This is a genomic window from Kluyvera genomosp. 1 (genome assembly GCF_001266615.1).
GTDB classification, from domain to species: domain Bacteria; phylum Pseudomonadota; class Gammaproteobacteria; order Enterobacterales; family Enterobacteriaceae; genus Kluyvera; species Kluyvera cryocrescens_A.
The window spans coordinates 146,243-173,225 of record NZ_LGHZ01000011.1; the positions used below are offsets into that span (position 1 = coordinate 146,243).

The following is a 26,983-nucleotide window of genomic DNA, read 5'->3' on the forward strand; positions in this document are numbered from 1 at the left end:
AGGCCAAAGCCTTTACTCCGGAGGGATTACTCGTAGGTCATGGTGTAATCAACCTGGGTCGTGACAGAACCTGCGGTGGAAGCGCCTGTTGCGTAGTACTGTGCGAAGTAGTTGAGCGTGCCGTTACCGCCACTGATGTCTACCGGTACATCGTTTTGACCATTAGCTACGGAAGCGCCCGCAACGATGGCATTACGATCTGCGTTCAGCAGTTCAACCTGAACGTTAGTTGCTGCGTCTGCTGCAGTACTATCAATATTGAGACGACCGGTTGTGCTATCGACATAAGCACCAGGCTCAAAATAGGTGCTCGCAGTATTTAATGAAGTGCCAGAACAGCTGCTCAGAGAAATATTAAATGGCGTCGCGCCAGCGGTCTGGCCTGCTGCTGTCAGGGTGCTGGAAGAAACGGTTGGCAGTGTTACTGTCGCATCATTGCTGCCACCGTCAACGGAAATGGTGCAGGTAGTATCAGTAATTTTTCCGTTAATTGTAATCGTTCCATCCACGGCGAAAGCAGAGGCCGCGAATGCAGATGAAACAACCAGAGCTAAAGCCGAAATAGCCGTTGTGTATTTACGCATAATAATTCCCTGTTGGGTTGAATTGAACGAACACGCATGGCGACCTAAATAAAGGATGTGTATACCCGCCTCTTAATAATAAGAGGTTAATTAATGCCGCCGATTTACTGTGAATATGATATACGTCAGTTTTTCAATCCACAATAATAGGAATTTTCTACAATTATTATTTCGCGACCGTTAAACATCCGCGATGATTTGTTTTTCTATCCGTGCTTTTTTGTTCCTCATACCTTAACGAATCGTAGCTTTTTATAAGACGATTTTGATTAAAAAAAGATATAATTTTATAAAAGCCATAAATTGATCTGAATCAATACGCGTCATAAATCATATCATTGGTTAACTTGATCAAAACCATGTTGCAACAAATTACACTATAATTTTTATCTTTCTATTTTCATGAGTCGATCAATTTACGTACGAAAAGCAGTGAGAATGCTAATGCGGGAATATTCTTTAAATCACAACCCATTTTTTTAAATATCAGTCTGCTTATCAAAAGGTTATGTAAAATAAAACCTATTTTCATTTTTGTTCTGGAAAATTCCTGGTTGGCTATGACACCTTTTATTTTTGTAGTTTTGTTAAATTGTATGAGATTTAGTCATATTTGGACTTATCGATCGTTTATCTTGAATTTAAACGAATAATCAACAGAAAAATCCATACATAGCGGGACATAGACTGACATAAAAACAGATTCGACTGTTTCCATTTCTGTAAATATCGAAATAAAAAAGTAACAACTTGCCGAAATGGGGAAATGTCCTGGACGAACAGCTGAAAGGTGTTTCAAATCGCTAGCTTACGCCATTTTAACAATGATTTTGTGCTGTCTGGCTCAAGCGAACTGAGGATTGCGGTAACCGATATCAGCAAAACATTAACGCTTCCCCGTTTCATGCACATTGGACACAGGAGACTATGTCAGATGTGAGAATCTATGGTGTCACCGGCCTTAAGACACACAGGTTATGCCAAAGTGGGAACGCAGACGAAGGGAATATAGCGATGAAATAAAACCACTCCGGATGAATTTATCCGGAGTCTCAGGAAGGGCGAAGCTCTCTTGTTTTGCGCTGAACTTATTTTTGGTCAGATCAAGTGTTATCAGCCAGCGCCTGCGCACAGGCCCAGGCGCTTGACCACGCCCACTGGAAGTTATAGCCGCCCAGCCAGCCGGTCACGTCCATCACCTCACCAATAAAGTACAGGCCCGGCGCTTTCTTCGCTTCCATGGTGCGTGAAGAAAGTTCGTTGGTATCAACACCACCAAGGGTCACTTCCGCCGTGCGGTAGCCTTCGGTGCCGTTAGGCTGAACTCGCCAGTTCGTCAGCGTCTCTACCAGCGTTTGCTGCTCACGGACGTTAAGCTGTTTGAGCGTCACATCCGGGATCTGTCCCAGCTGCTGTAAGCACTCCACCAAACGTTTTGGTAGTTGCATCGCCAAGGTGTTTTTCAGGCTTTGATTGGGATGTTCCACGCGCTGCACATCGAGGAAGTCAGCGAGGTCAACGTCGGGCAGCAGATTAATACTGACAAACTCACCCGCTTGCCAATAGCTGGAAATTTGCAGCACTGCCGGACCAGAAAGACCACGGTGAGTGAAAAGCAGACTTTCGCGAAATAGCGTGCCGTCCTGCGCGGTGATGGTCGATGGTACAGAGACGCCAGACAGTACCTGGAATTGTTCCAGCATTGGTTTATGCAGCGTAAATGGCACCAGCCCTGCGCGGGTTGGCAGCACCTTCAGACCAAACTGCTCCGCAACTTTATAGCCGAACGGTGATGCGCCAAGACCCGGCATCGACAGGCCACCGCTGGCGATAACCAGCTTATCCGCCGCCACCACGTCGCCATTGAGCTGTAAGGTATAGCCCGCGTCATCCTGAGTAACGCTAAGAATTTCGCTGCGCAGGCGGGTGGTGACGTTGCCCTTCTCACACTCGGCGACCAGCATCGCGACAATATGCTCGGCAGAGTCATCGCAAAACAGCTGGCCCAGCGTCTTTTCATGCCAGGCAATACCATGCTTGCCGACCATGTCGATAAAGTCCCACTGGGTATAACGCGCGAGGGCTGATTTGCAAAAATGCGGGTTTTGGCTGAGATAGGCCGCGGGTTCGACATAAAGGTTAGTGAAATTGCAGCGTCCGCCTCCGGACATCAGGATCTTACGTCCCGGTTTTTTACCGTTATCCAGCAGCAGAACGCGACGTCCTGCTTGCCCAGCCATGGCTGCACAAAACATTCCTGCCGCTCCGGCACCCACTACAATGGCATCAAACCTTTCCACGCACTATCCTCAACATAGGTATTGTCGGGAAGTGTAAATTTTTCATGGATGTCATACCAGTGAAATATCCACAAAGCCGACTTATCTGATTGATACAATGGAAATAATTATTTGCACTCGCTGACAAGAGGCGGATAATTATCAAAAAAAATAGAGATTTCACTTTGCCCGCGCTGCCAAAGTCCCTGATAATGCCGCGCGTTCATGTCCTCAAAATGGCGTAACGTCCTATGTTACATTTGTTCGCTGGCCTGGATTTACATACCGGGCTGTTGTTAGTTTTGGCACTTGTGTTTGTTCTTTTCTATGAAGCCATTAACGGCTTCCATGATACGGCTAACGCGGTTGCTACCGTTATTTACACCCGCGCCATGCGCTCGCAGCTTGCGGTTGCTATGGCGGCAATCTTTAACTTCCTCGGCGTTCTGTTGGGCGGTCTGAGTGTAGCCTATGCGATTGTGCATATGTTGCCGACGGATCTTCTGCTCAATATGGGCTCCGCGCACGGCCTCGCCATGGTCTTTTCCATGTTGCTGGCTGCTATCATCTGGAACCTCGGCACCTGGTACTTCGGTCTGCCTGCGTCCAGTTCCCACACGCTGATCGGCGCTATCATCGGTATTGGTTTAACCAATGCGCTGATGACCGGCACTTCAGTGGTTGATGCTCTCAACATCCCGAAAGTGATTAACATTTTCGCGTCGTTGATCATCTCGCCAATCGTGGGTCTGGTCGTCGCTGGTGGTCTGATTTTCCTGCTGCGTCGTTACTGGAGCGGTACCAAAAAACGCGCCCGTATCCACCTGACTCCTGCTGAACGTGAAAAGAAAGACGGTAAGAAAAAACCGCCATTCTGGACCCGTATTGCTCTGATCCTCTCGGCGATTGGCGTGGCATTCTCCCACGGCGCCAACGACGGTCAGAAAGGCATTGGTCTGGTTATGCTGGTACTGATTGGCGTCGCCCCGGCAGGTTTCGTCGTCAATATGAATGCTTCCGGTTACGAAATTACCCGTACCCGCGATGCCGTCAACAACGTTGAAACCTTCTTCCAGCAGCGCCCTGAGTTGCTGCAGAAAGTGGCTGACAGCGCTGAGAAATTGACTCCGGAAGCGATGGCAGCAGTGGAATTCCACTGTCACCCGGCGAATACCATCAATGCGCTCGACCGCACCAAAGCCATGCTGGCCAACATCGAAAGCTACGATAAGCTCTCCGTTGAACAGCGCGGTCAGCTGCGTCGCATTATGCTTTGTATCTCCGATACCACCGATAAAGTGGCGAAGATGCCGGAAGTGAATGCCGATGACCAGCGTCTGCTGAAAAAGCTGAAAACCGACATGCTGAGCACCATCGAGTACGCTCCAGTGTGGATTATCATGGCCGTCGCGCTGGCATTAGGCGTGGGTACGATGATCGGCTGGCGTCGCGTGGCAACCACTATCGGTGAGAAAATCGGTAAGAAAGGGATGACCTACGCGCAGGGTATGGCGGCGCAGATGACCTCTGCAGTCTCCATCGGCCTGGCGAGCTATACCGGGATGCCAGTTTCAACAACCCACGTACTGTCGTCCTCCGTGGCGGGTACCATGGTGGTTGACGGCGGTGGTCTGCAAAGAAAAACCGTGACCAACATCCTGATGGCCTGGGTCTTCACCTTACCGGCGTCTATTCTGCTGTCTGGTGTACTGTACTGGCTGTCTCTGAAGCTTATCTAAGCATCAGAAACAAAGAGAAACGGGTCAGGAAACTGGCCCGTTTTTTTTTGCTTAGTGCCAAATCATCAGGCCAATCAAGCTAATCAACACCAGTCCACAGAGAGAGCTGGTCAAAATGAACTGCCGACGCACCCGCTCGCAGCGACGGATAAACTCGTCGTCATGATGATCGCGGTAGCGCTGTCCGTAAATGTACCAAACCAGGCGCACCTGCTTGCCAGGCTGGCCGTGGGAGGTAAAGAAACCACCGCCATCAACGTACTGATAGAGCAAGGGATCGCAACCACGTAGTACAACCAATAATGCACGCAGTGATGAAAAGTAACGTGCCATATTCACAACACAAACGATACACAGGGCCCAAAACAGCGCAATCGTGCTGATCATAACGCCTCCCCGGCGACCAGTTCCCAAAGACATCTCCAGGAACATACCGCTTCCCCATATCCAACCAACGGCTCAGTAAAAGAGTGCGATACCGATCACGTTTAAATATTCGATCGGCTCATTTAATAGTGTAGGAGATCAGTTAAATTTTTTACCACAAGGTTAATCGTTATCAATACGAAGAATGGAATAATTTGTTTAACTAATTGGCGAACCGGATGGATTGACGGCGCCTAAAGGCCAAGATAAGGTAGAAATATCTACTACAATTAGGTCTTTAATGGCAAACCCCGCGCATGTTGCACGCAGGACGCGGGCAAGGGACAGCGTATGGGCTGTCTGGTCCAACAGTCATCGACAACTTTATGGAAGGAGTAACACCATGGCTTACAAACACATTCTCATTGCCGTCGACCTTTCACCAGAAAGCAAAGTGCTGGTCGAAAAAGCGGTATCTATGGCTCGCCCTTACAATGCTAAAGTCTCTCTGATTCACGTTGATGTGAACTATTCAGACCTGTACACCGGTCTTATTGACGTTAACCTGGGCGATATGCAAAAACGCATTTCTGAAGAAACCCACCACGCGCTGAGCGAGCTGTCTACCGGCGCGGGCTATCCAATCACCGAAACCCTGAGCGGCAGCGGCGATCTGGGTCAGGTATTGGTTGATGCCATTAAGAAATACGATATGGACCTGGTTGTTTGCGGTCACCACCAGGACTTCTGGAGCAAACTGATGTCGTCTGCACGTCAGCTGATCAACACCGTCCACGTCGATATGCTGATTGTTCCGCTGCGCGACGACGAAGAAGAATAAGTCCCGTCGAGCATCGAGAAACGCCTGCTTTTGCAGGCGTTTTTATTTGTCGCCCTTACGCCCGGCGATCCACTCCTGCACTTCCACCACGAAAGTATCCGGCGCTTTGCGGTACATTTTGCGCGCCAGATCGAGAATCGTATGCTGACCCAGCGCCTCTTCCATTCGCTGCTGCGCCATATCCATCACCGAACGCACGCCGCAAATACCTTCACAGGCCCACTCCGGTGGCTGCTCATCAAAAACGGCTAAGCGCTGGCGAATTTCACGGCATTCAAAAATACGCTTATCGCCATCAATGGCATTCGCCACATCCAGCACCGTAATGTGCTCGGCAGGTTTCGCCAACTGGAAGCCGCCGCCTTTGCCCTCGATACTGCGCACCAGCCCAGCCTTAGAGAGACGGGTGAATATTTTGGCTAGATAATCGTAGGGTACGCTTTGCAGCTCGGCGATTTCACGCACGCTCATGTCACGAGCATCGCCTTTGCTGTCCACCATACACATCAGGCTATGAATGCCGTACTCAACCCCAGAACTGTAGAATGCCATACTCTTATCTCAGCCAAAATTAATCTGAGTTAATTGTATCTTTTTCGGTTCACAGATTCCAGACGCTCGACATGAAACCAGAAACCATAAAAATATAATCAATTGAATATCAATTAGATAAATAGAAAACCGTTAGCTAATTTGTCATTAAATGTGGATCCACATTGCAATTCTTAACTACGACCAATAAAATCCGAGTCAACAAATCGTAGTCACCAGTGAGAAAAAACCAATGCGTAAACAAATTCTGATCGTCGGCGCCGGCTTTGCCGGTATGTGGGCAGCCCTGAGCGCCGCGCGCCTGGCCGACTTAAACAATCAATCTATTGATATTACGGTGATTGCACCACAACCCGAGCTGCGAGTGCGTCCACGTTTTTATGAAAGCGCCGTCCAGACTCTGGTTGCTCCGCTGCAGCCACTGTTCGACGTAACCGGTGTTAACTTCCTGCGTGGCACCGTTGAGCAAATTCTTCCCGCCTCCAAAGAAGTGAGCTGGAAAGATGAAAACGGTGAGATTCGTCTGCGCCGTTACGACCGCCTGGTTTTGGCCAGCGGCAGCAACGTCAATCGCGGTATGGTCGCGGGTGCCGCGGAACACGCCTTCGATCTCGACCAGTTAGAAAGTGCCAGCGTGCTGGAGCAACACCTGAAGGATCTGTCCCAACAGCCGGAAAGTGACGCGCGCAATACCGTCGTTGTCTGCGGTGGTGGCTTTACCGGCATTGAAATGGCGCTGGAGCTGCCGGGCCGTCTGCGCGAAATTCTGGGGCAAGATGCTAAGACCAGAGTTGTCGTAGTTGAACGTGGTGCCCAACCTGGAGGACGCTGGAGCAAAGAGCTGCGCGACGTGATCATCGAAGCCTCTGCCGAACTGGGCGTCGAGTGGCTGGTGAATGCCGAAGTTGAAAGCGTTGATGCCTCCGGCGTCACGCTCAAAGACGGACAGGTGATTACCTCACAAACGGTTATCTGGACGGTCGGCGTTCAAGCGAGCAGCCTGACATCGCAGATTGACGCGCCGCGCGACCGTCAGGGCCGCCTGCACGTGGACAATAATCTACAGGTGCTGGGCCATGACGATATCTACGCCACCGGCGACGTGGCCTACGCAGCGACCGATGACAAAGGCAACCATGCGCTGATGACCTGCCAACACGCTATCTTGTTGGGTAAATTTGCTGGCAATAACGCGGCGGCTAGCCTGCTGGATGTCGCACCGCTGCCGTATCGTCAGGAGATGTACGTCACCTGTCTGGATCTGGGGGCATGGGGTGCGGTGTATTCTGAAGGCTGGGATCAGCAGGTGAAACTGACTCGCGAAGAGGCCAAAAAGCTGAAGGTGTCGATCGTCAGCGAGTTGATTTACCCACCAAAAGCGGAAAGAACGGCGGCGTTTGATATGGCGGATCCGTACGCGCCGTTTGTTTAAGCAATAAGGGGCAATGGCGCTCGCGGTTGCCCTCACCCCGCCCCTCTCCCACAGGGAGGGGGAGTACGACGAACTTCACCGCTCTCAAGCATTAAAGACCACCGGTTCAGGCACTCCAACCCGCAAACCGTACCAAACGGTACCCTCTCCCCGTCGGGGAGAGGGTTAGGGGAAACTACTCTGCCGTCCCGGCATAAATATCAAAGCGATGCCCTTTGGTCACCACCGCATTCGGCGTGGCTACCTCCGCCAGCGGCGGAGCGTAATCCGGGCGCTTTACGACCACGCGTTTAGTCGCTAACTGACGCGCAGGTGCCAGCAGCCCATCAGCATCTAAATCCGGCCCCACTAGCGACTGAAACACGCGCATCTCTTTCTTCACCAGCGCGCTTTTCTGCTTATGCGGGAACATTGGGTCGAGGTACACCACCTGCGGACGCGGGGTGATATCGGTTAACGCCGTCAGGCTGGAAGCGTGAATCAGTTGCAGGCGCTCCTGCAACCAACCGCCGATTTCCGGGTCCGCGTACCCGCGCGCCAGGCCATCGTCGAGCAGCGCGGCAACCACCGGGTTACGCTCCAGCATCCGCACGCGGCAGCCAACCGACGCCAGCACAAACGCATCACGGCCAAGACCCGCCGTCGCATCCACCACATCCGGAAGATAGTCACCTTTGATGCCAACGGCTTTCGCCACCGCTTCACCGCGACCACCGCCAAATTTACGCCGATGCGCCATCGCACCGCCGACAAAATCAACGAAGATGCCGCCAAGCTTCGGCTCATCACGTTTACGCAGTTCCAGATGTTCTGGCGTCATCACCAGCGCCATCAGGTTGTCATCGTCGTGTTCCAGTCCCCAGCGGGCGGCAAGAACAGATAAGGCGCCGTCTCCGGCGCCCGTTTCATCCATTAAGCAGATTTTCACGCGAATAATCAGCCTTTAATTCCGTAATGCGCCAGCATCGCGTCGAGCTGAGGTTCACGGCCACGGAAACGTTTGAACAGCGCCATTGGCTCTTCAGAACCCCCGCGGGTCAGGATGTTATCGAGGAACGACTGGCCGGTTTCACGGTTGAAAATACCTTCCTCTTCAAAGCGAGAGAAAGCATCCGCCGCGAGCACGTCAGCCCACAGATAGCTGTAGTACCCCGCCGCGTAGCCACCAGCAAAGATGTGGCTGAAGGCGTGCGGGAAGCGGCCCCAACTTGGGCCTGGCACCACGGCAACCTGTTTTTTAATCTCGGCCAGCGTCTCCAGAATTTTCGCCCCCTGCTGCGGGCTGAATTCGGCGTGCAGACGGAAATCGAACAGGCCAAACTCCAACTGACGCAGAATGAACAGCGCGGCCTGGTAGTTCTTCGCCGCCAGCATTTTATCCAGCAGTTCTTTTGGCAGTGGTTCGCCGGTTTCATAATGACCGGAGATAAACGCCAGCGCTTCCGGCTCCCAGCACCAGTTTTCCATAAACTGGCTTGGCAGCTCGACGGCATCCCACGGCACCCCGCTAATCCCGGACACGCCAGCGGTTTCAATACGAGTCAGCATATGGTGCAGACCGTGGCCAAATTCGTGGAACAGGGTGATCACTTCATCGTGGGTGAACAGCGCGGGTTTGCCGCTGACCGGACGGTTGAAGTTACAGGTCAGGTAGGCGACCGGTTTTTGCAGCGTGCCATCCAGCTTGCGCATCTGCCCGACGCAGTCATCCATCCATGCCCCGCCGCGTTTGTGTTCGCGAGCGTACAGGTCAAGGTAGAAACTGCCACGCAGTTCGTTGTGGTCATCGTACAATTCAAAGAAGCGCACTTCCGGGTTCCAAACATCAACGTCGGTACGCTCTTTGGCGGTGATGCCGTAAATGCGTTTCACCACTTCAAACAGGCCGTTAACGGCTTTATTTTCCGGGAAGTATGGGCGCAGCTGCTCATCGCTGATGCTGTACAGATGCTGTTTCTGTTTTTCGCTGTAGTAGGCAATATCCCACGGCTGCAGATTATCGACGCCAAATTCGGCTTTGGCAAAGGCGCGCAGTTGGGCTAACTCTTTTTCACCTTGCGGACGGGCGCGTTTTGCTAAGTCAGTCAGGAAGTCGAGCACCTGCTGCGGGTTCTCGGCCATTTTGGTGGCCAGCGATTTAAAGGCGTAGCTTTCAAAGCCCAGCAGCTGTGCCAGCTCGTGGCGCAGCGCGAGGATCTCTTCCATGACCGGGCTGTTGTCCCATTTACCGGCATTCGGCCCCTGGTCAGAAGCACGGGTCGAGTAGGCGCGGTACAGCTCTTCACGCAGTGCCTGATTGTCACAGTAGGTCATGACTGGCAGATAACTTGGGATATCCAGCGTCAGCAGGAAACCTTCCTGCTCTTTCGCTTCGGCCTGGGCTTTCGCCGCAGCCAGCGCGCTTTCCGGCATGCCAGCCAGCTCGGACTCGTCGGTCACCAGCTTGGTCCAGCCCATGGTCGCATCGAGCACGTTGTTGCTATAGAGGTTACCCAGTTCAGACAAGCGGGTGGCGATTTCGCCATAGCGCTGCTGTTTTTCTTTCGGCAGACCAATACCGGAGAGTTCAAAATCACGCAGCGCGTTATCCACGGCCTTCTTCTGCGCCACACTCAGCGTCGCGTAGTTATCGCCATCGCGTAAATCGCGGTAGGCTTTGTACAGCCCTTCGTGCTGCCCAACCCAGGTGCTGTACTCAGACAGCAGTGGCAGCGTCTGCTCATAGGCTTCACGCAGCTCTGGGCTGTTTTTGACCGAGTTCAGGTGGCTAATCGGCGAGAAAATACGCCCCAGCACATCGTCCACTTCTGCCAGCGGCTGGCAGAGGTTTTCCCAGCTATACGGCGCCCCTTGCGCGACGACGCGTTCCACATTTTCACGGCAGTCGTTCAGCGCCTTGGTGACGGCAGGAACAACGTGCTCTGGCTGAATTTGGGAAAACGGCGGCAGCTCGAAGGGGGTCAGTAATGGATTGGTCATATGCGCAGTCCTGGTCTAAGAAAGAAATGAAGCGCTCAGCGGCGCTTTAGCGATAGATCTAGAATGGGGGATAGTTGGGGGAATTTCAATGATAGTGGGTACTCATTTCACCCACGTTGTAGAAGAGACCAACCGCCGCGATAGCCAGCAAAATCAGCGATGAAAGCCGCTCCAGGCGGCGGTGATGCTGACCAGGCAACCACTTCGTCACCGCCAGGATGTACAGCGACAGCACTAGCACATCCAAAACCGTCCATACCAGCGAAAGCGTCGCCATGCTAAAAGCAAAGTTATCGGTGACGGCGATAAACTGCGGAAAGAAGGCGACAAAAAACAGAATATCTTTCGGGTTGGCAATGCCGGTCAGAAAGCCCCTGATGACACCACCGCGATGGTTCACCGCCTCGCAAGGCTTAGCCTGACTCACCAACCCAGCCAGCGCGCTCCAGCCGATATACAGCGAACCGGCAATGCCCAGCAATGACAGGTAAAGGGGCGATAGCGCTACCAAGCCTAGCAGCATCAGCATCGCCAGCAGCATCAGCATCAGTGATGCCGAATTGGTGCCCACCAGCGTGGCGAACGCCCGGCGTCGGCCGTCGCGCGCCGCCGTTGCGGTAATCAACGCGACCACCGGGCCGGGGGTCACAAGCAGAAGTAAAACGGCCAGCGTATAGGCCGTCAGCAGGGAAACATTCATCCAGAGAATCCTTACGCCAGAGCGAGCAATGCCCGCTATTATTGAGTGGACCACGCGCGTTGAAAAACGCAAAAAACTGCGCTTCAATGTGAGTTAAACTCACAATAGACACACATCATGCCTCTACCACCGCTGTATGCCCTACGAGCCTTTGAAGCCGCCGCCCGGTTAGGGTCGTTCAGCAAAGCCGCTGAATTACTCAATGTCACACCCGGCGCCGTCAGCCGTCATATCCGCACGCTGGAGCAGTGGTTTGACTGCGAGCTTTTCAGCCGCCACGGACCGCGCGTGGAGATTTCCGCTACCGGTCGCGTTCTTGCCGCTCAGCTCGGTGAAGGTTTTCACAGCCTGGAACTCGCCTGCGAGACATTTGCCCGTCGCCGTCAGGAGCTGCGCCTAAAAGCCCCCTCCACGCTCACGCTGCGTTGGCTTTTGTCTGCACTAAAAAACTGTCCAACGCCGCCGGTTGAGCTGGCCAGCGTCTGGATGGATACCGATACCGTGGACTTTAAGCGCGAGCCCTATGATTGCGCGATTTTGCTCGGCAACGGTCATTTTGGCCCGGACACCGAGAGCCGCTTGCTGTTTGAGGAATGGCTGGTGCCTATCTGCTCGCCAGCGCTCATCGATAAGGTGCGGCGCGACATTGCAAGCTGTGAGTTGATTCACCCTTCACCGGATCGCCGCGACTGGCGGCGCTGGCTCAAGCGGACGCAACAGCACGACGCACTCAACACCGCACACGGTAAAGTGTTCGATACCCTTGAGCACGGCTATCTGGCGGCCATCGGCGGCCACGGCGTGTCGGTTGGGGATTTACTGCTAAGCCTGGAAGCCATTGAAAGCGGGCTGCTGGCGCTGCCGTTTAACGAGGCGGTGGCGACGGGCGACGGCTACTGGCTGGTCTGGCCGAAAGGGACACCTCACGCAGCAACTGTCGATACGCTGTATCAGGGATTAAAACAGGCGATACCGCAGCCGGTACCGCCCTCGCTCAGCTATCTACGCTAGATTAATGCGTTTTCTTCGCCATCTGATAAGCCGCCGGCAGGTTCACGCGCTGCCAGAACTGCTGATCGGCCGTGGTCCCGGAGAGCGGATAGCCCGCCGGTAGCGCGGTTTTCGCCATCAGTGCACGGCGCTGGGCCGCTGAAAGATTTGGCAGTGCCGCCTCCAGCAAGACTTCAGCCCCATCCGGTACCGTCAGCGTTTGCTTTTCGCCTTTATGCTGTGGCAAGTCATAGGTCATCGTGAAATGATAGAATTCCCGCATCGCCGGGTCGCGGTAAGGGTCGTCTTTGCCCGTTGTTTTGGCGCATTCGGCAAGCGTCGTACCACACTCTTTTTCCAGCGCCGTGCGCAGCTGATCGCGAGCTTCATTAAACAGCACACGGTATTTCGCATCGTTCAGGTAATGGGCGACGTTGCGCTCCGCCACCATTCTGGACCCCATGACATCCAGCGGATAGTGGACGCCAAGGACAATACGCGAATAACCGTAGCGCGCACCGCGAGTCACCAGCGCGTCAAAACGCTCCGGGATCATCTGCGCCATCAGCAGCGCATCGGTATAGCCGGTATTGGTGTGGCCGCTGGGGAACGAACCCGCATCCGCGCTGTAAGGGTGGTTATCTTTCACCACCACATCATCGGGCACCAGGTGAATGGTATTCCCCTGAATCAGGAACGGACGCGGGTTGTTGAAGTGTTTTTTCGCCGCCCCCGTACTGACTTCTGAAGCTTTGATTAACGCCGCCGCTTTACTCAATTCCCCTTTGTCGTAGGCCGTGATAAACGCTTTACCCAGACGCGGCCCCATCGCATCGCTAAGGAAATAGAGATAGTTAATGCCTTCGGCATCGGCCAACGCCTGATGACGTGTGCTCTGACTGGCATCACGGTTAATGTCGGTGACCGTCACCAGGTTCTGCTTCACCACCGCTTCCGGCAGCGTGCTGAAAGAAGAGAGCAGTTCGATTCCGGCCTGCTGATTGGCTTTAGCCTGGAAATCATAACCGCTGGCTTTGAGCCAGGCTTTGTCAGCCTGAGTTTTACTCTGCTTTGCGTGCTCGAGTTGGTCACGCGTAAGGGTCGCGGCATCACCTTTTAGCGCCGCACGCAGCGCGGTAAGCGACTGGCCTTCCAGCGTATCAAATGCCTGGCTTTCCGCCGCCGGCGTGACGCCGTTGGCGATGGCCGCCGCCTGAGAGACGGAAACGTCTTTTGCCAATGCTGGCAGCGCAAGCACCAGCGCCGAAGCCAACAACGTGATTTGCAGTTTCATTATTTTTCCTTTTATTCAAACAATTACCTTGCCTGCGGTTGACGCTAATCCTGCTGCTTGACGTTTTTATGACACCGTCATGTTTTGCAACATAAATGCCACAATGGAAACGACGTCGCGGTACAGCAGTAATCTGAGCAGATCTGCGGTAAACTGTCGGTTATCTTGTTTAATTCCCGGAATCTCTGCATCCATGCTCAGTTATCGCCACAGCTTTCACGCTGGCAACCACGCCGACGTCCTAAAACATACCGTTCAGAGTCTGATCATTGAATCACTTAAAGAGAAAGAAAAACCGTTTCTTTATCTGGACACCCACGCCGGTGCAGGCCGCTATCAGCTGAGCGGTGAACACGCCGAGCGTACCGGGGAATACCTGGAAGGCATTTCTCGTATCTGGCAGCAGGACGATCTGCCAGAAGAGCTGAAGCCGTATATTTCCGTGCTGGAGCACTTTAACCGTAGCGGCCAGCTGCGCTACTACCCTGGCTCACCGCTGATTGCCCGCCAGCTGCTGCGCGAGCAGGACAGCCTGCAGATGACCGAGCTGCACCCAAGCGATTACCCGCTGCTGCGCTCTGAGTTCCAGAAGGACAACCGTGCGCGCGTGGAAAAAGCCGATGGCTACCAGCAGTTGAAGTCCAAGCTGCCGCCGGTTTCTCGCCGTGGCCTGATCCTCATCGATCCGCCTTACGAAATTAAAACCGACTATCAGGCAGTGGTTGCGGGCATTCATGAAGGCTATAAGCGTTTTGCTACCGGCACCTACGCGCTGTGGTATCCCGTGGTACTGCGCGCACAGATCAAGCGCATGATCAAAGACCTTGAAGCCACCGGCATTCGTAAAATCCTGCAGATCGAGCTGGCGGTGCGCCCCGACAGCGATCAGCGCGGCATGACCGCGTCAGGCATGATTGTTATCAATCCGCCGTGGAAGCTCGAAGCCCAGATGAACAACGTTCTGCCGTGGCTGCACAGCAAGCTGGTACCGACCGGCATCGGCCATACGCTGGTCAACTGGATTGTGCCGGAGTAATCGCAGACATCGGTGGAACCTATTAATTTCAGGTATACAATCGCGAGTATTTTGACGGTGGGCATGACGCTCACCTGTCCGACATTGAACGTTTGAGGAGCGGCCATGACCAAACATTACGACTACATCGCCATCGGCGGCGGCAGCGGCGGTATCGCCTCAATCAACCGTGCAGCCATGTATGGCCAGAAATGCGCATTGATTGAAGCCAAAGACCTGGGCGGCACCTGCGTCAATGTGGGTTGCGTACCGAAGAAAGTGATGTGGCATGCCGCGCAAATTCGCGAAGCTATCCACCTGTATGGCCCGGATTACGGTTTTGACGCCACCATCAATAACTTCGATTGGGACCGTCTGATCGCCAGCCGTACCGCTTATATCGACCGTATTCATACCTCCTACGACAACGTACTGGGTAAGAACAAGGTCGACGTGATTAAAGGCTTTGCGCGCTTTGTCGATGCAAAAACCATTGAAGTCAACGGTGAAACGATCACTGCCGATCACATTCTGATCGCCACCGGCGGCCGTCCTAGCCACCCGAATATTCCGGGCGTCGAGTTGGGTATCGACTCCAACGGTTTCTTCGAACTGCCGGCGCTGCCAAAACGCGTTGCGGTGGTCGGGGCTGGCTACATTGCCGTTGAACTGGCCGGTGTGATTAATGGCCTGGGTGCGGAAACTCATCTGTTCGTGCGTAAACACGCACCGCTGCGTACTTTTGATCCGCTGATCGTCGAGACGCTGGTGGAAGTGATGAACGCTGAAGGCCCGCAGCTGCACACCAATGCCATTCCAAAAGCCGTGGTGAAGAATGCCGATGGCAGCATGACTCTGGAGCTGGAAGATGGCCGCAGCCAGACCGTGGATTGCCTGATCTGGGCAATTGGCCGCGAACCGGCAACGGATGATTTCAATCTGGCGGCAACGGGCGTGAAAACCAATGACAAAGGCTACATCGTCGTTGATAAGTTCCAGAACACTAACGTGTCCGGAATTTATGCGGTGGGGGATAACACCGGCGCGGTTGAACTGACGCCAGTCGCGGTAGCCGCAGGCCGCCGTCTGTCCGAACGCCTGTTTAACAACAAGCCGGATGAACACCTGGACTACAGCAATATTCCGACCGTAGTCTTCAGCCACCCGCCAATCGGTACCGTCGGTTTAACCGAGCCGCAGGCGCGTGAACAGTACGGTGATGATGCCGTGAAGGTGTATAAATCCTCCTTCACCGCCATGTATACCGCCGTGACCTCACACCGCCAGCCGTGCCGTATGAAACTGGTTTGCGTCGGCCCGGAAGAGAAGATTGTCGGCATTCACGGTATCGGCTTCGGGATGGATGAAATGCTGCAGGGCTTCGCCGTGGCGCTGAAAATGGACGCGACCAAGAAAGACTTCGACAACACCGTGGCAATTCACCCAACGGCGGCAGAAGAGTTCGTGACCATGCGTTAAGTTAGTGCACCGGGAAAGACAAAAAGCCAGACAGCAGTCTGGCTTTTTTTATCTCGAGAGTCTGGCGGCAGGCACCATCAGAAGCGCCAGCTCACGCCGGTCAGCAGGGTAAAACTGTCATCCCGGTCGACCATTGGGCTGTTTTTGACTTCATCTGGCAGCACGCTGTACGAAGCATTCGCCAGCAGCACCAGATTGCGGGTAAGCGGGTATTTGAGCGTTAATCCGACGTACGGCATCCAGCTGCTACCCGGCGACCAGTGGGCCAGACCGCTGCGCTGGGACTCCGCGCCGGACACACCGTAGTAGTAACGGTTAAAGCTCGCGTCGTAGTAATAAACGCCCAGCGCCGGAGTTATCGATAATTTGCCAACGGGCAGCACGCGGAAATAGGAGATTTCGCCAACCCAACCGTTACTGTTATCCAGAATATCCGCGGCAGCCGACAGTTTCAGGCTGCCCCAGCGTTCATGGTGATACCATGCAGCGCCGGCCATCGCCGTGCTGTCACGTTTGTCCAACCACTTCATCGCACGATCATCGTTATCGGACGGATCAAAGGTCAGCGGCATCCACGATGCGGTCAGGCTGACTTCATCACGTTTATCTTTAAATAACGCATAGCCCAGTGTGGTTTGGCGAATATAAAATGAATCGCTTTCATAATTCCCGATAGGCACTACATGTGTATTTTTATTATATCCGCGATAGGCTGACTCGTTATATATTACCGCCGCCCCGAGAGATAATTCATTTGCCGCGGCATTACCGATAAAAGACAGCGCCAGAAGCAGCGTGGCATTACGCTTAATTGACATTCCTGTTGTTCCAACCTAATATCATACCCTAATACCAAATATGATAATGTTCGTATTTATATTGCTGCAATCTCAATATTTATATAACACTATATTGTTTTATATATAGAGCCAAACGATGAAAAAACTCCAGATTAAGCCGCAGGAATTAAAAATAATCGCGGTCATTGCAGCCAGCGAAAACATCAGCCACGCGGCCGCTATTCTTGGCATGGCGCAGGCCAATGTGAGCAAGTATCTCTCTGATGTTGAATCAAAAATTGGATTGAGAATTTTTGAACGCAGCTCCCGAAATCTCTCACTGACGCGCTTTGGCGAATCGCTTCTGCCCTACGTAAACGATCTCCTGGAAAAAGAAAACCAGCTCAATAATTTCATTGATGACTATAAGCATGAGAAAAATGGCCGCGTCACTATTTACTCACCGACGATGATCAATGCTTATTTAGCACGCAACGTTGTCAATACCATAAAAGACATCGGAAACATTAGTCTCTATTTAAAAACATTTAACCTCGAACCTAAATCTTTTTACGAGGGTTCTGATTTCCCCGATGATTGCGACATTTTAATTTCCTGCGTGCAGCCTAAGAATGAATCGCTGGTTGCCAGCTTCATCACTAAATATGCCGTTAGCGCTTTTGCCAGTACCGCATATCTGGCCAAGCACCCGATCCATTTACCGGAAGAGCTGGAACACCATTCATGCATCCTGCAGGATTCCATGCTGGTCGATAACGCTAACATCTGGCGCTTTAGCCTCGCGGGAAGTGAAGAAGTCCGCGATTTCCGCGTCACCGGCAACTACATTTGCGACAATAATCAATCCGCCCTTGAGCTGGCACGCAACGGTCTGGGCATTGTCTTTGCGCCGAAAAACAGCGTACAGGCCGACATTCAAGCCGGCGTCCTGGCCCCCTGCTTTGCCGAGCAATATGAGTGGTGGCTCGATCTGGTGGCCATTTACCGCAAACGCGAATATCAGCCGTGGCGCGTGCAGTTTATTCTCGATGCGGTGCTGGAAGAGATCCGCCGCCAGGTGGCACAACCTCGCTAGCGGCGTGCCCCGGCAAAACCGGGGCGTAGTTTTAGAACGAATAGTTCATGCTCACCGAGACATTGCGCGGCTCGCCGTAGACGGCCGAATCATCCAGGTAGGAGTAATATTCGCGGTCAAACAGGTTGTTGACGTTCGCCTGCACCGCCAGCTGTTTGGTAACCTGATACTGCGCAAACAGGCTCACCAGCGGGTAACTGCCCTGGCGCAGACGCTGTGTTTCGCCGTCCGGTCCGGTCACATCTTTGTAGACGCCGTTTTGCCAGTTGGCACCGCCGCCAAGGGTCAGCGCTGGCATCACCGGCACACGGTAGCGGGTGAACAGTTTAAGGTGCGTCTGTGGGGCAAAGCTGTTGTAGCGGCCATCGTTGTCCGTGGCAACATAGCGCGTGGCGCTGAAGGTCAGCTGCAGGTTATCGGTTACCGCGCCGTTGACTTCAAACTCGGCCCCTTTACTCACCGCTCCGCTGGTTGCCCGGTACGCCTGCTCGCTACCGCCATTCACAAACTCGCCGCTCACTTCTTCAGCCACATTCTCCTGCTCAATGCGGAACACCGCAAAGTTAGTGGTCAGTCGTCCGTCCATCCAGTCCGCTTTCAGGCCAGTTTCATAGTTTTTGCCAGTTATTGGCGATAACCATGTGCCGCTAGCAGTACGTTTGGTCTGCGGCGAGAAGATGGAAGTGTAGCTGGCGTAGGCCGACAGGCTTTCGGTCAGATCGTAAACCAGGCCCCCGTATGGCGTGATGTTGTATTTACGCATGTCGCCGCTGCTGCCGTCAGTGCTGTACTGGGTATAGCGTGCGCCAATAATCAACGATAACGGATCAGCCAACGACAGGCGCGCCGCGGTATAGGCCGATTTCTGCCGCACAATATCATTGGCGTTCTGATACCAGTCACCCCACGTTGGCTGCGCGACGCTGCCGTTCCAGTTGTTGTCGAAAATGCCAATCTGGCTGGCATCCATCGGCCCATCCTGGCTCTCTGTGGCGTTATGCTGGCGGCTGTAGCTGGCCCCTGCCATCAGCTGATGCTGACGCCCCAGCAGCTTGAACGGCCCGCTGGCATAGGTATCGAAAGAGTCGACGGTGCGTTTGCCTTTGTCTTTACTCCCCCAGCCGGTTGCGCCGTCACCGGTTTCCGCATCCGGATTCCCCATCACGTACAGCAACGTGTCGTTGAAGGTCTGTTCGCCGTGGGTGCCGTTAAAGCGGTAAGTCCAGCCGTTATCCCAATCATGAGTCAGGTCGACAAACACCTTACGCGATTCAACCTGGTAGCGAGTCCAGTCGGCTGCCGAGTTGGTGCTACGGTCGTAGTGGGTGCGCGTGCCGTTGCTGTAGAGGCTTGGCAGACCGCCCCAGGTCGGGTTACCGGTATTGGTTTTTTGGTAGTCCCAGCCCAGCGATACGGTCGTGTGGTCGGTCAGGTCGGCATCAACCACACCGTAGAGGAATTTCTTGGTTTTATGGTAGCGGTCGAGCCAGCTGTCCTGATCCTGGTAGCCTGTCACAATGCGCCCGCGCAGGCTGCCATCGGAATTCAGCGGCGTAGCCACATCGGCCACGTAGCGCTGGGTATTCCAGCTCCCATAGCTGGCGCTGATATTACCGGTTGCGGTTTTACTGTCCGCGCGTTTGCGCACCATATTCACCGTGGCACCGGGGTCCCCCGCGCCGGTCATCAGGCCATTGGCGCCGCGCACTATCTCAATACGGTCGTAGATCGCGGTATCTTCGGCGGCGTCACCGTAGTTCCACGCATCGCCTATTGAAGTCGGAATATCGTCATAGGAAAAGTTAGTAATCTCAAAACCGCGCGAGTAGTAGTAAGAACGCTCGGAGTCTATCTGCTGCGATGAAATACCGGTGGCGTTGGTGAGCACCTGATCCACCGTTTGCAGGTTTTGATCCTGCATACGCTGCTGTGTAACTACGCTGACAGATTGCGGGATATCACGCGGCGCCAAATTCATTTTGGTACCCGCACGAGTGGTTTTCACCGCGTAATCCTGCTGTTCATCCGCAGCACTTTCCGTGCTGCCGTAAACCACCATATCCTGACTTTTTTCTTCCGCATGTGCCTGCTGAATGAAGCCGTGTATCGCCAGCGCCAGGAGTGAAACCGTCAGCGGTTTTCCGCTAATTTCCCTGCCATAAAAATGCATAAGTATTCCCATCAAATCTTGTTGTTGTGAGTGAAGCCCTTCCGCCCGCAGCGCCAGGAGATGACCTGCTTTTCCGTAAGCGATTGACCTGCATAAGAAGCGATATCGGCAACAAATGAGAACGCTAATGATAATTACTCGCTTTAAATATCACAGGCGGTTTTGTCAGTTAAATGTAAGTAAATATATACGTGTTCTATATCAGTATGTTGCTGATATTTTGCACGCTTAGGTTGGCAGAATAACGCCACGCTGAGCGTGCAAGAGAGGCGTGACCTCCCGGTACTACGCAATTGGGGGGTTTGCGCGACACTTATAAATAATTATTATTCTCATTCTTATTAAAATACTCCCGCCGCGGCTTTGCCTCACTCGGGAATCGCTTATCCACAGATGGAGTTTCGAATGGTATCGTTATTCAGCCCGCGTAAAACGGCCCTGTCCGCCGCACTTATTGCCGCTTTTACCCTGACCGCACTGCCTGCTGCTGCTGAAAATGCGCAGCCTGCCGAAAGCGCCGCTGCGCTGAAGACGGCATCCTCCGTGACTCAACGTGAACTGGGCGATGGCCTGTATGAGATGGCCTACCTGTCCGCCGAAAACGCGCTGTTTGTAGCAAGCGCGCAGAGCTTTAAAGATGTGAACGGCGGCGTGATTTATCGTCTCGACCCCGCGACCCTTGCCACGAAAGGCACCACCCACACCGATCTGAAAAACTTCGGTATGGCCGTCGATGACAATGGCAAAGTGTTCTACACCACCAACTCACTGGACGGCACGGTGTCGAGAGTCGATGCCAAAAGCGGCAAAGTACTGCAGCGTTTGGTGTTAGATGGCAAAAAAGACAAAGACGGTGACCCAACGGGCGCGCGTGAAGTGCTGTTCCACGATGGGCTGCTGTTTATCGGCCGCGTAGCGGAACCTGGCTTCATCACCATCGTTGATGCCAACACCATGACCCTGAAAGGGCGTATTGATAACGCAGGTAAATGGGTTACCGGCATTATCTACTCTCCGCTGACAAAACGTATTTACGCCACTAACGGCGCAGGCGAAGTGCTGGTGATTAACCCACAGAGCTACAAGATTGAGCAGCGCTGGACGCCGGGTGATGGTAAAGAGTACCTGCTGCTGAATATGGCGGAAGACCCGAAAACCGGCCGCCTGTTTGTTACCGATGATTCCAAAGCCAAAACCACGCTGGTGTTTGATGAGCACACCGGTAAGGTGATTAAGCGTATTGCCGGCGATGCGTTAGCCATTAAGTTCGACGATAAACGTAATGAGATTTTCATCAGCCAGCGTGAATCGAAGAAAGTGCTGCGTCTGGATGCCACCAGCTACGCCGTGAAGCAGAGCTGGGATTTCACCAGCCGTCCGAATAGCCTGCTGCTGTCTGATGATGGCAAAACGCTATTCGTCACGCTCAAAACGGACTTCAACAAAGATTACTCAACCAAAGGCCTGGACAGCATCGCGCGTATTAAGCTGGATTAATTTGCACCATTGCCATTAAGCCACACACCGTGTCGGGGCGTGCCCAAGGGCCCGTTCCGACACTATATGTCGCCAGTCGCATAGGCACAGCGCTTTCGAACACCTTTGGGCAGTCAATAAAATACCCCGACTGTTCTGCTAATATTCCCCCACAGCACGCTATTCATTTGCTCTCGAATATCCACGCTAATATTAATCACTTACTCATCATTGATTATCGAAATAACCCATAATAGGCAGCGACTATCTACCTTATTATTTACGCGCTGTCGTTGCCGCACCTTTATATAAACCATGGTATTTTGTATACGCGGGCATTTAAGCTCCCGGTAGATGCAATGCCAATAGCGCCATATCACGTTACTTCCATTACATCAGATATTTTCAGACTCCTTATCGATAAGTAAACCATGATGAACAGTGCTATTTCCCTGGAAGACAAATCCATCCTCATCTTCAATCATAAAAACAAAATGGATAAATACTGGAACACGTACTCCATGGAGTTGATTACCCAGATTACCGCCACTGAACGCCTCTACAACCACCAGATCCAGCCAAGCGAAAAAGGGCGACTTACCGTCAATCTGTTTGGCTGTGTGAATATCAATATCGTCCGCTCGCAGGCCTTTGGTGAAGTCAAAATCGATTTCCAGATTGAGTCTGAAGAGCTAAGCGGCCTTGTCCTTCCCCCTGCTTGCATTGATGGGCAGGGTCAACTTGACCACGCCATCTCAGTGAATGACAAAGCGGGCGTGTTTGCCCACTATCTGCAACGTCTTCAAATTATCTACGACACCATCCTGGCGCTGTCGCAGGATAAGGCTTAAACATGATAGTCAGGCCGGAGCAAACCTGGTTTAGAAAGCTGTTCTCATGGCGCGGGTCGATCATGAGAAAAATATCGCCGCAGCTGTGCTTTTTTATCCTGCTCAATATTGTCTATCTCTTTACGCTGCCGCTATTACATCTCCACGGGATTATCGCCAAAGAGAGTTCGTTCTATTTCATCGGTATTTCTATTTCCATCTCGGTGTTTCTAGGCTTTCGCAATAATACCGCGTGGCTGCGCTTTTGGGAGGCCCGCAAGCTGTGGGGCGATCTGCTAATCGTTAACCGCTCACTAATGCGGGAAATCGTGAATACCACCCAAACCACTCAGCAGGAGAAAAAGGTGGTGCTGGATTTGATGGTGACCTACTGCGAGACGCTCAAAGCGAAGCTACGCCACGGGCCGGTTCCGGTGTGCCGAGCGCTGGATTATCAGCACCTGACCACGCCGTGTAACGCCCTGCTGCAGAGTATTGGTCAGTGGCTTTACCAGCATCGTCCAAATGAGTTTGTTTATCGTAACTTCAATACCTACCTGAATCAGATAAGCACGATTCAGGGCGGCTGTGAGCGCATCAGCAATACGCCGATTCCCTATGCTTATTCGCTGCTGCTGCACCGCACCGTCGGTATTTTTTGCGCGGTCTATCCGCTGCTCTTGATTCATGACTTTGGCTTTCTAACGCTGCTGTTCTCAATTTTCACTACCTATGCCCTGCTGGCGCTGGATGCCATCGCCACCGAACTGGAAGATCCATTCGGTACGGAAGATAACGATCTGCCGTTAAACGCCATCTGCAACGCGATAGAGATCGATCTGCGGGAGATGCTGAAAGAGAGCATGGTGCCAATGAAAATAAAACCTGACGCCCATTACCGTCTGCTTTAATCCGAATTGCGCTACGTGAGAGGCGATGAGGTACGGGGGTGTACTCAGCAAATTTTACGTAGCGCAGCTGAGTTACTTAATCACCTCGTAGACCGATTTTTGAATCTGCAGCCATTTCTTACTTTGGGCATCTCCGGTGGCTGCATTGCGCTTCTGCGCATTCTCTAACGCCAACCGCTGTCGGGTGACAACCGCAGGCGTGGTGCAAAAGGTTTGTAGATAGGATTTCCGCACGGCGTCAAGCCGCGTGCCGCGTGACAGCTCGTGGGTCAACGTGTTGATAAAACGTCGGCAGGGTTTGGCTTCATCCATCTGATTGCGGTAGCGCAGCAGCAGGTTAAGCACCGCCTCATGCTGGGAAGACATCGCCAGGTCTGTCCACGCCAGCTGCCAGTTCATGCCGCCGCGCAAAAAGAGTTCGGCCACCTCAATATCATTTCGGTCGATAGCCGAACGAAATGCGTTGCTGTCCCAGAGAATGCCGCGCCTGGCAAGCATCTCGCGCGCAGAAGGCATCTGCCCTACCGCCTCGTCAATAACATGCGTGGCATAGCGTTGTTCGACCGGAGGTGAAGGCTCCGGCGGCGAGACCAAAATGCTGATCCCCCCCAGCGTAATGCCCAGAACCACAACGCCCACGGCCCCCCACAAAACGGCGGTGATGATCCGCTCATGAGCATCGGAATGCTCGCGCGTTTCGTGATGAACACGCTCAATGCTGTCGGCAATGGGCTGCGCATCCGCGCCCCAGGCCTGCGTGTACTCGGCAGCCTCGTGCCAATAATGTTGGGTTTCACTCCCATCAGCCGCCATCAGGCTCGCTGGATTCACCCGTGTACGCCCCTGCTCGTAGGCACGCTGCACCGGCGCGGTAATTTGCTGCGTGTAGTGTTCAAGCAGCAGGCATTCAATCTCGGTCAACGGATGATGCGCCAGCAGCTTATTGCGCATTCGGCGAATATCATCAAGAAAAGCGTGTAGCGTCAGACGCTGTTCGACCAGAAAAGTTAACGCTGCCCCTGAGTTAAACAGCGATGAGTAATGGCGGGAAAAGGTCTTTTTATCCACTACCAGCAGCGCCAGCTCGCTAAAAGACATGCCATTAAGAATCTCACCGGACGGGCTGCGCGAGTGCCAACGAGCCACCTCCTGCGCACCAAACAGCGATTTAAGATGATGGTGCAGATGCAGCGAATCCGGCCAGATCTGCGTCACCAGCCCGCAGAGCATCAGATGAATTGTCCGGATCTGCCGCTCCGCCTGTTCCTGGAGCTGATCGGCGTCGCTGGCATAACCGGTACCGTACTTGAGCAGCGGTTGCTGCTGCTTTATCTGCTCGAGCGTGACCACGAAACGTTCGGCGGCAATGAGCTGATTTTCTGTCGCGAGTAGCCCATGTTCGTAAGACACGGTCCCCTGCTGAAGGTGGCGCAGCTGGAGCATAAATTCACTCAGCTGGCTGTCGTTAATCTTCAGACGCTGGGCAACCGCACCCCATCCCCCCAGATTCAGCCGTGCCTGATCGAGCTGTTCAAGAAACCAGCGTGGATCTTTGCCTTCCGTGACGCGCATTTTCAGTAACGTGAGAATCTCTATCGACGCCTGACGGATGACGTTCAGGCAATGTTCAAATTGCTGGCCAATCTGATGCGATGAGGTCGGCATCTTCAATTTCCTTAATCAACAACAAGGCAATTTAGCCTTAGGATTAACATGTTATTATTTTGTTATTTTTGTCGTTACACCATAGAGCAAATCAGGCAAATTAACAGTCCTGTCCCCACCTTCAGAGGGTGAATTTATGATCGCGCTCACCACCGAACGTTTAGCCTGTCATTTAATTACGCCAGCAGACTGGCCATTTTTTCTCATGCTGCAACAGAACCCGCAGGTGATGCGCTATGTCGCCGATGAGCGAAGCGAAAATGAGATTCGACAGACATTTGATTCTCGCCTGCCCCCCTGGTCTCCCGGTGCATCGCACTGGCTTTGTCTGGTCGTGCGCGATACACAAAACGTCGCTTTGGGGGTCACCGGGTATATTCATCGGGAAGTCGACTGCGCGGAGGTCGGTTTTTTGTTCGCCCCTGAATCACAGGGAAAAGGCTACGCCACGGAATCTCTGCGTGCGGTATGCGACTATGCATTTAAAGAGGGAGGCATTCGCCGCCTGACCGCGACGGTCACCGCGGGCAATATGGCCTCGCGCAGGACGCTGGAGAAAATCGGTTTTAGGCTGGAAGGGGAGCTGCGCGAAAGCTATCAGCTGGCCGGAGAGTGGCACGACGACTGGCTTTTTGGCCTACTTAGCCATGAGTATGATACGTCACCGACATTCGGCCAATAGGCGTATCCAGGGCATTCTTTTACACTCATTCTCCCGTCGATTGAGGATAAAAAATGCCGCTTGATCCCCTTACGCCAAGCCCGCAGGGTTTGGATTTTATTAAACGCTATCAGGGACTGTCGCTGGAAAAATATCGGGATGAGGAAGGATTATGGTTAATTGGTTACGGCCATCTGATTCATGACCACGAGACATTTGATACACCTATTACACAACTGCGGGCAGAAATACTCTTTGAACAGGATGTGAGTTATTACCAGCAGATCTTACATCACAGCGTGGATGCGCCGCTCACGCAAAGTCAGTTTGATGCCCTGCTCTCACTGGCTTTCAGCCTGGGGCCGGAAGCCTTCCAGTTATCGCCTATCGTCCACAGCGTAAATTGCCAACAATTTCAGAAAGCGCTGGCGTTGTGGCAGCATGAAGGACAACCTCAAAGCAGCCTGGCCGTACAGCGCCAGGCAGAGTCGGCCTTATTCCAGACAGATATGCGCTGACGCATTCCGGCTATTGAGCAGCATGGCGGCCTGCGTGCGATTCCTCACGTCCAAACGCTTGTACAGTGATTCCAGGTGCGCTTTTACGGTACCCGCGCTGATATTTAACGTCCGGCTAATCTCTTTATTGGACTCACCGTTGGCCAACAGCGTTAATATCTCACGCTGGCGATGACTGAGGTTATCCATTCCACTTTTTTCCTGCTCATACTCCATCCGCCAATCTCCCGGCAGGCATATCAAGCCGCACATGACGCTTTTGATAGTCTTCACAAAGGCTTCAATACTGGCGTTACGCGAGATAATAGCCTGCACGTTAAACGTCATCATGTCGTGTAGCCACGCACGGTTATATTCGTTGGCGACAATGATGCCTTTCGAATCAGGAAACTGCTGATACTTTTCCTGCAGTACCCACCGGCAAAAGTCATGATCCATCTCACCGTCAAGGATCAAGAGCGCATCCGGGTCGCGCAACAGTTGCCTCCAGAGGTCATCGGCCTGACTGACGGCAGAAATATCAATTCCTGGAATATGTTCCTGTAAGATGATTTTCATTCCATGAATAAATATTGACTGCCTGTCAAACATGATTACCTGCATTACGGACTCCCCTTAAATAATAAA

General features: G+C 53.1%; 24 protein-coding genes. 12 read left to right on the plus strand and 12 right to left on the minus strand.

Annotated elements, in window-relative coordinates; all coding sequences use genetic code 11:
• Nucleotides 1-26: 26 nt before the first annotated feature.
• Both KP80_RS07140 and KP80_RS07145 read right to left on the minus strand, forming a co-directional pair.
• Nucleotides 27-584, minus strand: a complete 558-nt coding sequence (locus tag KP80_RS07140; RefSeq protein ID WP_052282903.1) for a fimbrial protein — start codon at nt 582-584, stop codon at nt 27-29.
• Nucleotides 585-1,687: 1,103 nt separating this feature from the next.
• Nucleotides 1,688-2,884: an NAD(P)/FAD-dependent oxidoreductase gene (locus KP80_RS07145; RefSeq protein WP_072129064.1), complete on the minus strand. Its 1,197-nt coding sequence runs from the start codon at nt 2,882-2,884 to the stop codon at nt 1,688-1,690.
• A 230-nt stretch (nt 2,885-3,114) separates the two neighbouring features.
• Between KP80_RS07145 and pitA the strand changes: the two genes are divergently transcribed.
• The gene (gene pitA, locus KP80_RS07150; RefSeq protein ID WP_052282905.1) at nt 3,115-4,602 is read left to right on the plus strand and encodes an inorganic phosphate transporter PitA; all 1,488 of its coding nucleotides are present in this window, start codon (nt 3,115-3,117) and stop codon (nt 4,600-4,602) included.
• Nucleotides 4,603-4,653: 51 nt separating this feature from the next.
• Here the strand turns inward: pitA and uspB are convergent, their stop codons facing one another.
• The gene (gene uspB, locus KP80_RS07155; RefSeq protein WP_052282906.1) at nt 4,654-4,989 is read right to left on the minus strand and encodes a universal stress protein UspB; all 336 of its coding nucleotides are present in this window, start codon (nt 4,987-4,989) and stop codon (nt 4,654-4,656) included.
• Between the two features lie 382 nt (nt 4,990-5,371).
• Here uspB and uspA point away from each other — a divergent pair, with 382 nt between their 5' ends.
• Nucleotides 5,372-5,809 (plus strand): universal stress protein UspA, encoded by a 438-nt coding sequence (gene uspA / locus KP80_RS07160; protein WP_035894835.1) that lies wholly within the window; start codon nt 5,372-5,374, stop codon nt 5,807-5,809.
• 42 nt (nt 5,810-5,851) lie between these two features.
• Here the strand turns inward: uspA and KP80_RS07165 are convergent, their stop codons facing one another.
• On the minus strand, nt 5,852-6,361 hold the full coding sequence (locus KP80_RS07165; RefSeq protein ID WP_052282907.1) for an RrF2 family transcriptional regulator: 510 nt from the start codon (nt 6,359-6,361) through the stop codon (nt 5,852-5,854).
• Between the two features lie 232 nt (nt 6,362-6,593).
• Between KP80_RS07165 and KP80_RS07170 the strand changes: the two genes are divergently transcribed.
• Nucleotides 6,594-7,793, plus strand: a complete 1,200-nt coding sequence (locus tag KP80_RS07170; RefSeq protein WP_052282908.1) for an NAD(P)/FAD-dependent oxidoreductase — start codon at nt 6,594-6,596, stop codon at nt 7,791-7,793.
• A 175-nt stretch (nt 7,794-7,968) separates the two neighbouring features.
• Here KP80_RS07170 and rsmJ read toward each other — a convergent pair whose 3' ends face one another.
• The 3 genes from rsmJ to KP80_RS07185 form a co-directional block, all read right to left on the minus strand.
• Nucleotides 7,969-8,721: a 16S rRNA (guanine(1516)-N(2))-methyltransferase RsmJ gene (gene rsmJ / locus KP80_RS07175; RefSeq protein ID WP_052282909.1), complete on the minus strand. Its 753-nt coding sequence runs from the start codon at nt 8,719-8,721 to the stop codon at nt 7,969-7,971.
• 8 nt (nt 8,722-8,729) lie between these two features.
• Nucleotides 8,730-10,772, minus strand: a complete 2,043-nt coding sequence (prlC, locus tag KP80_RS07180; RefSeq protein ID WP_052282910.1) for an oligopeptidase A — start codon at nt 10,770-10,772, stop codon at nt 8,730-8,732.
• An 85-nt stretch (nt 10,773-10,857) separates the two neighbouring features.
• Nucleotides 10,858-11,472, minus strand: coding sequence for a LysE family translocator (locus KP80_RS07185; protein WP_052282911.1), 615 nt, complete (start codon nt 11,470-11,472; stop codon nt 10,858-10,860).
• Nucleotides 11,473-11,589: 117 nt separating this feature from the next.
• Here KP80_RS07185 and KP80_RS07190 point away from each other — a divergent pair, with 117 nt between their 5' ends.
• On the plus strand, nt 11,590-12,483 hold the full coding sequence (locus KP80_RS07190) for a LysR family transcriptional regulator (protein WP_052282912.1): 894 nt from the start codon (nt 11,590-11,592) through the stop codon (nt 12,481-12,483).
• A gap of 1 nt (nt 12,484) precedes the next feature.
• On the opposite strand, the gene KP80_RS07195 is transcribed toward KP80_RS07190, so the two are convergent.
• Nucleotides 12,485-13,756, minus strand: a complete 1,272-nt coding sequence (locus KP80_RS07195; RefSeq protein WP_052282913.1) for an acid phosphatase — start codon at nt 13,754-13,756, stop codon at nt 12,485-12,487.
• Nucleotides 13,757-13,949: 193 nt separating this feature from the next.
• Here KP80_RS07195 and KP80_RS07200 point away from each other — a divergent pair, with 193 nt between their 5' ends.
• Entirely contained in the window at nt 13,950-14,792 is an 843-nt protein-coding gene (locus KP80_RS07200) for a 23S rRNA (adenine(2030)-N(6))-methyltransferase RlmJ (protein WP_052282914.1), read from the plus strand.
• 105 nt (nt 14,793-14,897) lie between these two features.
• Complete coding sequence (gene gorA, locus KP80_RS07205; protein ID WP_052282915.1) at nt 14,898-16,250, plus strand: glutathione-disulfide reductase; 1,353 nt, start codon at nt 14,898-14,900, stop codon at nt 16,248-16,250.
• A 77-nt stretch (nt 16,251-16,327) separates the two neighbouring features.
• Here gorA and KP80_RS07210 read toward each other — a convergent pair whose 3' ends face one another.
• Nucleotides 16,328-17,068: a MipA/OmpV family protein gene (locus tag KP80_RS07210; protein WP_052282916.1), complete on the minus strand. Its 741-nt coding sequence runs from the start codon at nt 17,066-17,068 to the stop codon at nt 16,328-16,330.
• 118 nt (nt 17,069-17,186) lie between these two features.
• Between KP80_RS07210 and KP80_RS07215 the strand changes: the two genes are divergently transcribed.
• Nucleotides 17,187-18,125 (plus strand): LysR family transcriptional regulator, encoded by a 939-nt coding sequence (locus KP80_RS07215; RefSeq protein ID WP_052282917.1) that lies wholly within the window; start codon nt 17,187-17,189, stop codon nt 18,123-18,125.
• Nucleotides 18,126-18,156: 31 nt separating this feature from the next.
• On the opposite strand, the gene fhuE is transcribed toward KP80_RS07215, so the two are convergent.
• Nucleotides 18,157-20,295 carry a ferric-rhodotorulic acid/ferric-coprogen receptor FhuE gene (gene fhuE, locus KP80_RS07220; protein ID WP_231625913.1) on the minus strand — a complete coding sequence of 713 codons (2,139 nt, stop codon included), beginning with the start codon at nt 20,293-20,295 and terminating at the stop codon, nt 18,157-18,159.
• A gap of 405 nt (nt 20,296-20,700) precedes the next feature.
• On the opposite strand from fhuE, the gene KP80_RS07225 reads away from it, so the two are divergent.
• The 3 genes from KP80_RS07225 to KP80_RS07235 all read left to right on the plus strand — a co-directional run bounded on the left by KP80_RS07225 (nt 20,701) and on the right by KP80_RS07235 (nt 23,512).
• Complete coding sequence (locus KP80_RS07225) at nt 20,701-21,792, plus strand: YncE family protein (RefSeq protein WP_052282918.1); 1,092 nt, start codon at nt 20,701-20,703, stop codon at nt 21,790-21,792.
• 410 nt (nt 21,793-22,202) lie between these two features.
• Nucleotides 22,203-22,622, plus strand: a complete 420-nt coding sequence (locus KP80_RS07230; protein WP_052282919.1) for a hypothetical protein — start codon at nt 22,203-22,205, stop codon at nt 22,620-22,622.
• A gap of 2 nt (nt 22,623-22,624) precedes the next feature.
• Entirely contained in the window at nt 22,625-23,512 is an 888-nt protein-coding gene (locus KP80_RS07235; RefSeq protein ID WP_072129066.1) for a bestrophin family protein, read from the plus strand.
• 72 nt (nt 23,513-23,584) lie between these two features.
• Here KP80_RS07235 and KP80_RS07240 read toward each other — a convergent pair whose 3' ends face one another.
• Nucleotides 23,585-25,177 (minus strand): STY4199 family HEPN domain-containing protein, encoded by a 1,593-nt coding sequence (locus KP80_RS07240; RefSeq protein ID WP_052282921.1) that lies wholly within the window; start codon nt 25,175-25,177, stop codon nt 23,585-23,587.
• Nucleotides 25,178-25,313: 136 nt separating this feature from the next.
• Between KP80_RS07240 and KP80_RS07245 the strand changes: the two genes are divergently transcribed.
• The gene (locus KP80_RS07245) at nt 25,314-25,859 is read left to right on the plus strand and encodes a GNAT family N-acetyltransferase (protein WP_082221722.1); all 546 of its coding nucleotides are present in this window, start codon (nt 25,314-25,316) and stop codon (nt 25,857-25,859) included.
• A 53-nt stretch (nt 25,860-25,912) separates the two neighbouring features.
• Nucleotides 25,913-26,356, plus strand: coding sequence for a lysozyme (locus KP80_RS22310; RefSeq protein ID WP_072129067.1), 444 nt, complete (start codon nt 25,913-25,915; stop codon nt 26,354-26,356).
• Here KP80_RS22310 and KP80_RS07255 read toward each other — a convergent pair.
• The gene (locus tag KP80_RS07255) at nt 26,333-26,959 is read right to left on the minus strand and encodes a helix-turn-helix transcriptional regulator (RefSeq protein ID WP_052282923.1); all 627 of its coding nucleotides are present in this window, start codon (nt 26,957-26,959) and stop codon (nt 26,333-26,335) included. The genes KP80_RS22310 and KP80_RS07255 overlap by 24 nt on opposite strands.
• Nucleotides 26,960-26,983 lie beyond the last annotated feature (24 nt).

Bases quoted from the DNA above. Each gene is read 5' to 3' on its own strand.
- pitA (WP_052282905.1), top strand. From the start codon at position 3,115: ATGTTACATTTGTTCGCTGGCCTGGATTTACATACCGGGCTGTTGTTA.
- KP80_RS22310 (WP_072129067.1), top strand. From the start codon at position 25,913: ATGCCGCTTGATCCCCTTACGCCAAGCCCGCAGGGTTTGGATTTTATT.
- KP80_RS07210 (WP_052282916.1), bottom strand. From the start codon at position 17,068: ATGTCAATTAAGCGTAATGCCACGCTGCTTCTGGCGCTGTCTTTTATC.
- KP80_RS07195 (WP_052282913.1), bottom strand. From the start codon at position 13,756: ATGAAACTGCAAATCACGTTGTTGGCTTCGGCGCTGGTGCTTGCGCTG.
- gorA (WP_052282915.1), top strand. From the start codon at position 14,898: ATGACCAAACATTACGACTACATCGCCATCGGCGGCGGCAGCGGCGGT.
- KP80_RS07225 (WP_052282918.1), top strand. From the start codon at position 20,701: ATGGTATCGTTATTCAGCCCGCGTAAAACGGCCCTGTCCGCCGCACTT.
- uspB (WP_052282906.1), bottom strand. From the start codon at position 4,989: ATGATCAGCACGATTGCGCTGTTTTGGGCCCTGTGTATCGTTTGTGTT.
- KP80_RS07235 (WP_072129066.1), top strand. From the start codon at position 22,625: ATGATAGTCAGGCCGGAGCAAACCTGGTTTAGAAAGCTGTTCTCATGG.
- fhuE (WP_231625913.1), bottom strand. From the start codon at position 20,295: ATGCATTTTTATGGCAGGGAAATTAGCGGAAAACCGCTGACGGTTTCA.
- KP80_RS07185 (WP_052282911.1), bottom strand. From the start codon at position 11,472: ATGAATGTTTCCCTGCTGACGGCCTATACGCTGGCCGTTTTACTTCTG.
- KP80_RS07165 (WP_052282907.1), bottom strand. From the start codon at position 6,361: ATGGCATTCTACAGTTCTGGGGTTGAGTACGGCATTCATAGCCTGATG.
- prlC (WP_052282910.1), bottom strand. From the start codon at position 10,772: ATGACCAATCCATTACTGACCCCCTTCGAGCTGCCGCCGTTTTCCCAA.
- KP80_RS07240 (WP_052282921.1), bottom strand. From the start codon at position 25,177: ATGCCGACCTCATCGCATCAGATTGGCCAGCAATTTGAACATTGCCTG.
- uspA (WP_035894835.1), top strand. From the start codon at position 5,372: ATGGCTTACAAACACATTCTCATTGCCGTCGACCTTTCACCAGAAAGC.
- KP80_RS07140 (WP_052282903.1), bottom strand. From the start codon at position 584: ATGCGTAAATACACAACGGCTATTTCGGCTTTAGCTCTGGTTGTTTCA.
- KP80_RS07200 (WP_052282914.1), top strand. From the start codon at position 13,950: ATGCTCAGTTATCGCCACAGCTTTCACGCTGGCAACCACGCCGACGTC.
- KP80_RS07170 (WP_052282908.1), top strand. From the start codon at position 6,594: ATGCGTAAACAAATTCTGATCGTCGGCGCCGGCTTTGCCGGTATGTGG.
- KP80_RS07230 (WP_052282919.1), top strand. From the start codon at position 22,203: ATGATGAACAGTGCTATTTCCCTGGAAGACAAATCCATCCTCATCTTC.
- KP80_RS07255 (WP_052282923.1), bottom strand. From the start codon at position 26,959: ATGCAGGTAATCATGTTTGACAGGCAGTCAATATTTATTCATGGAATG.
- KP80_RS07245 (WP_082221722.1), top strand. From the start codon at position 25,314: ATGATCGCGCTCACCACCGAACGTTTAGCCTGTCATTTAATTACGCCA.
- KP80_RS07190 (WP_052282912.1), top strand. From the start codon at position 11,590: ATGCCTCTACCACCGCTGTATGCCCTACGAGCCTTTGAAGCCGCCGCC.
- KP80_RS07215 (WP_052282917.1), top strand. From the start codon at position 17,187: ATGAAAAAACTCCAGATTAAGCCGCAGGAATTAAAAATAATCGCGGTC.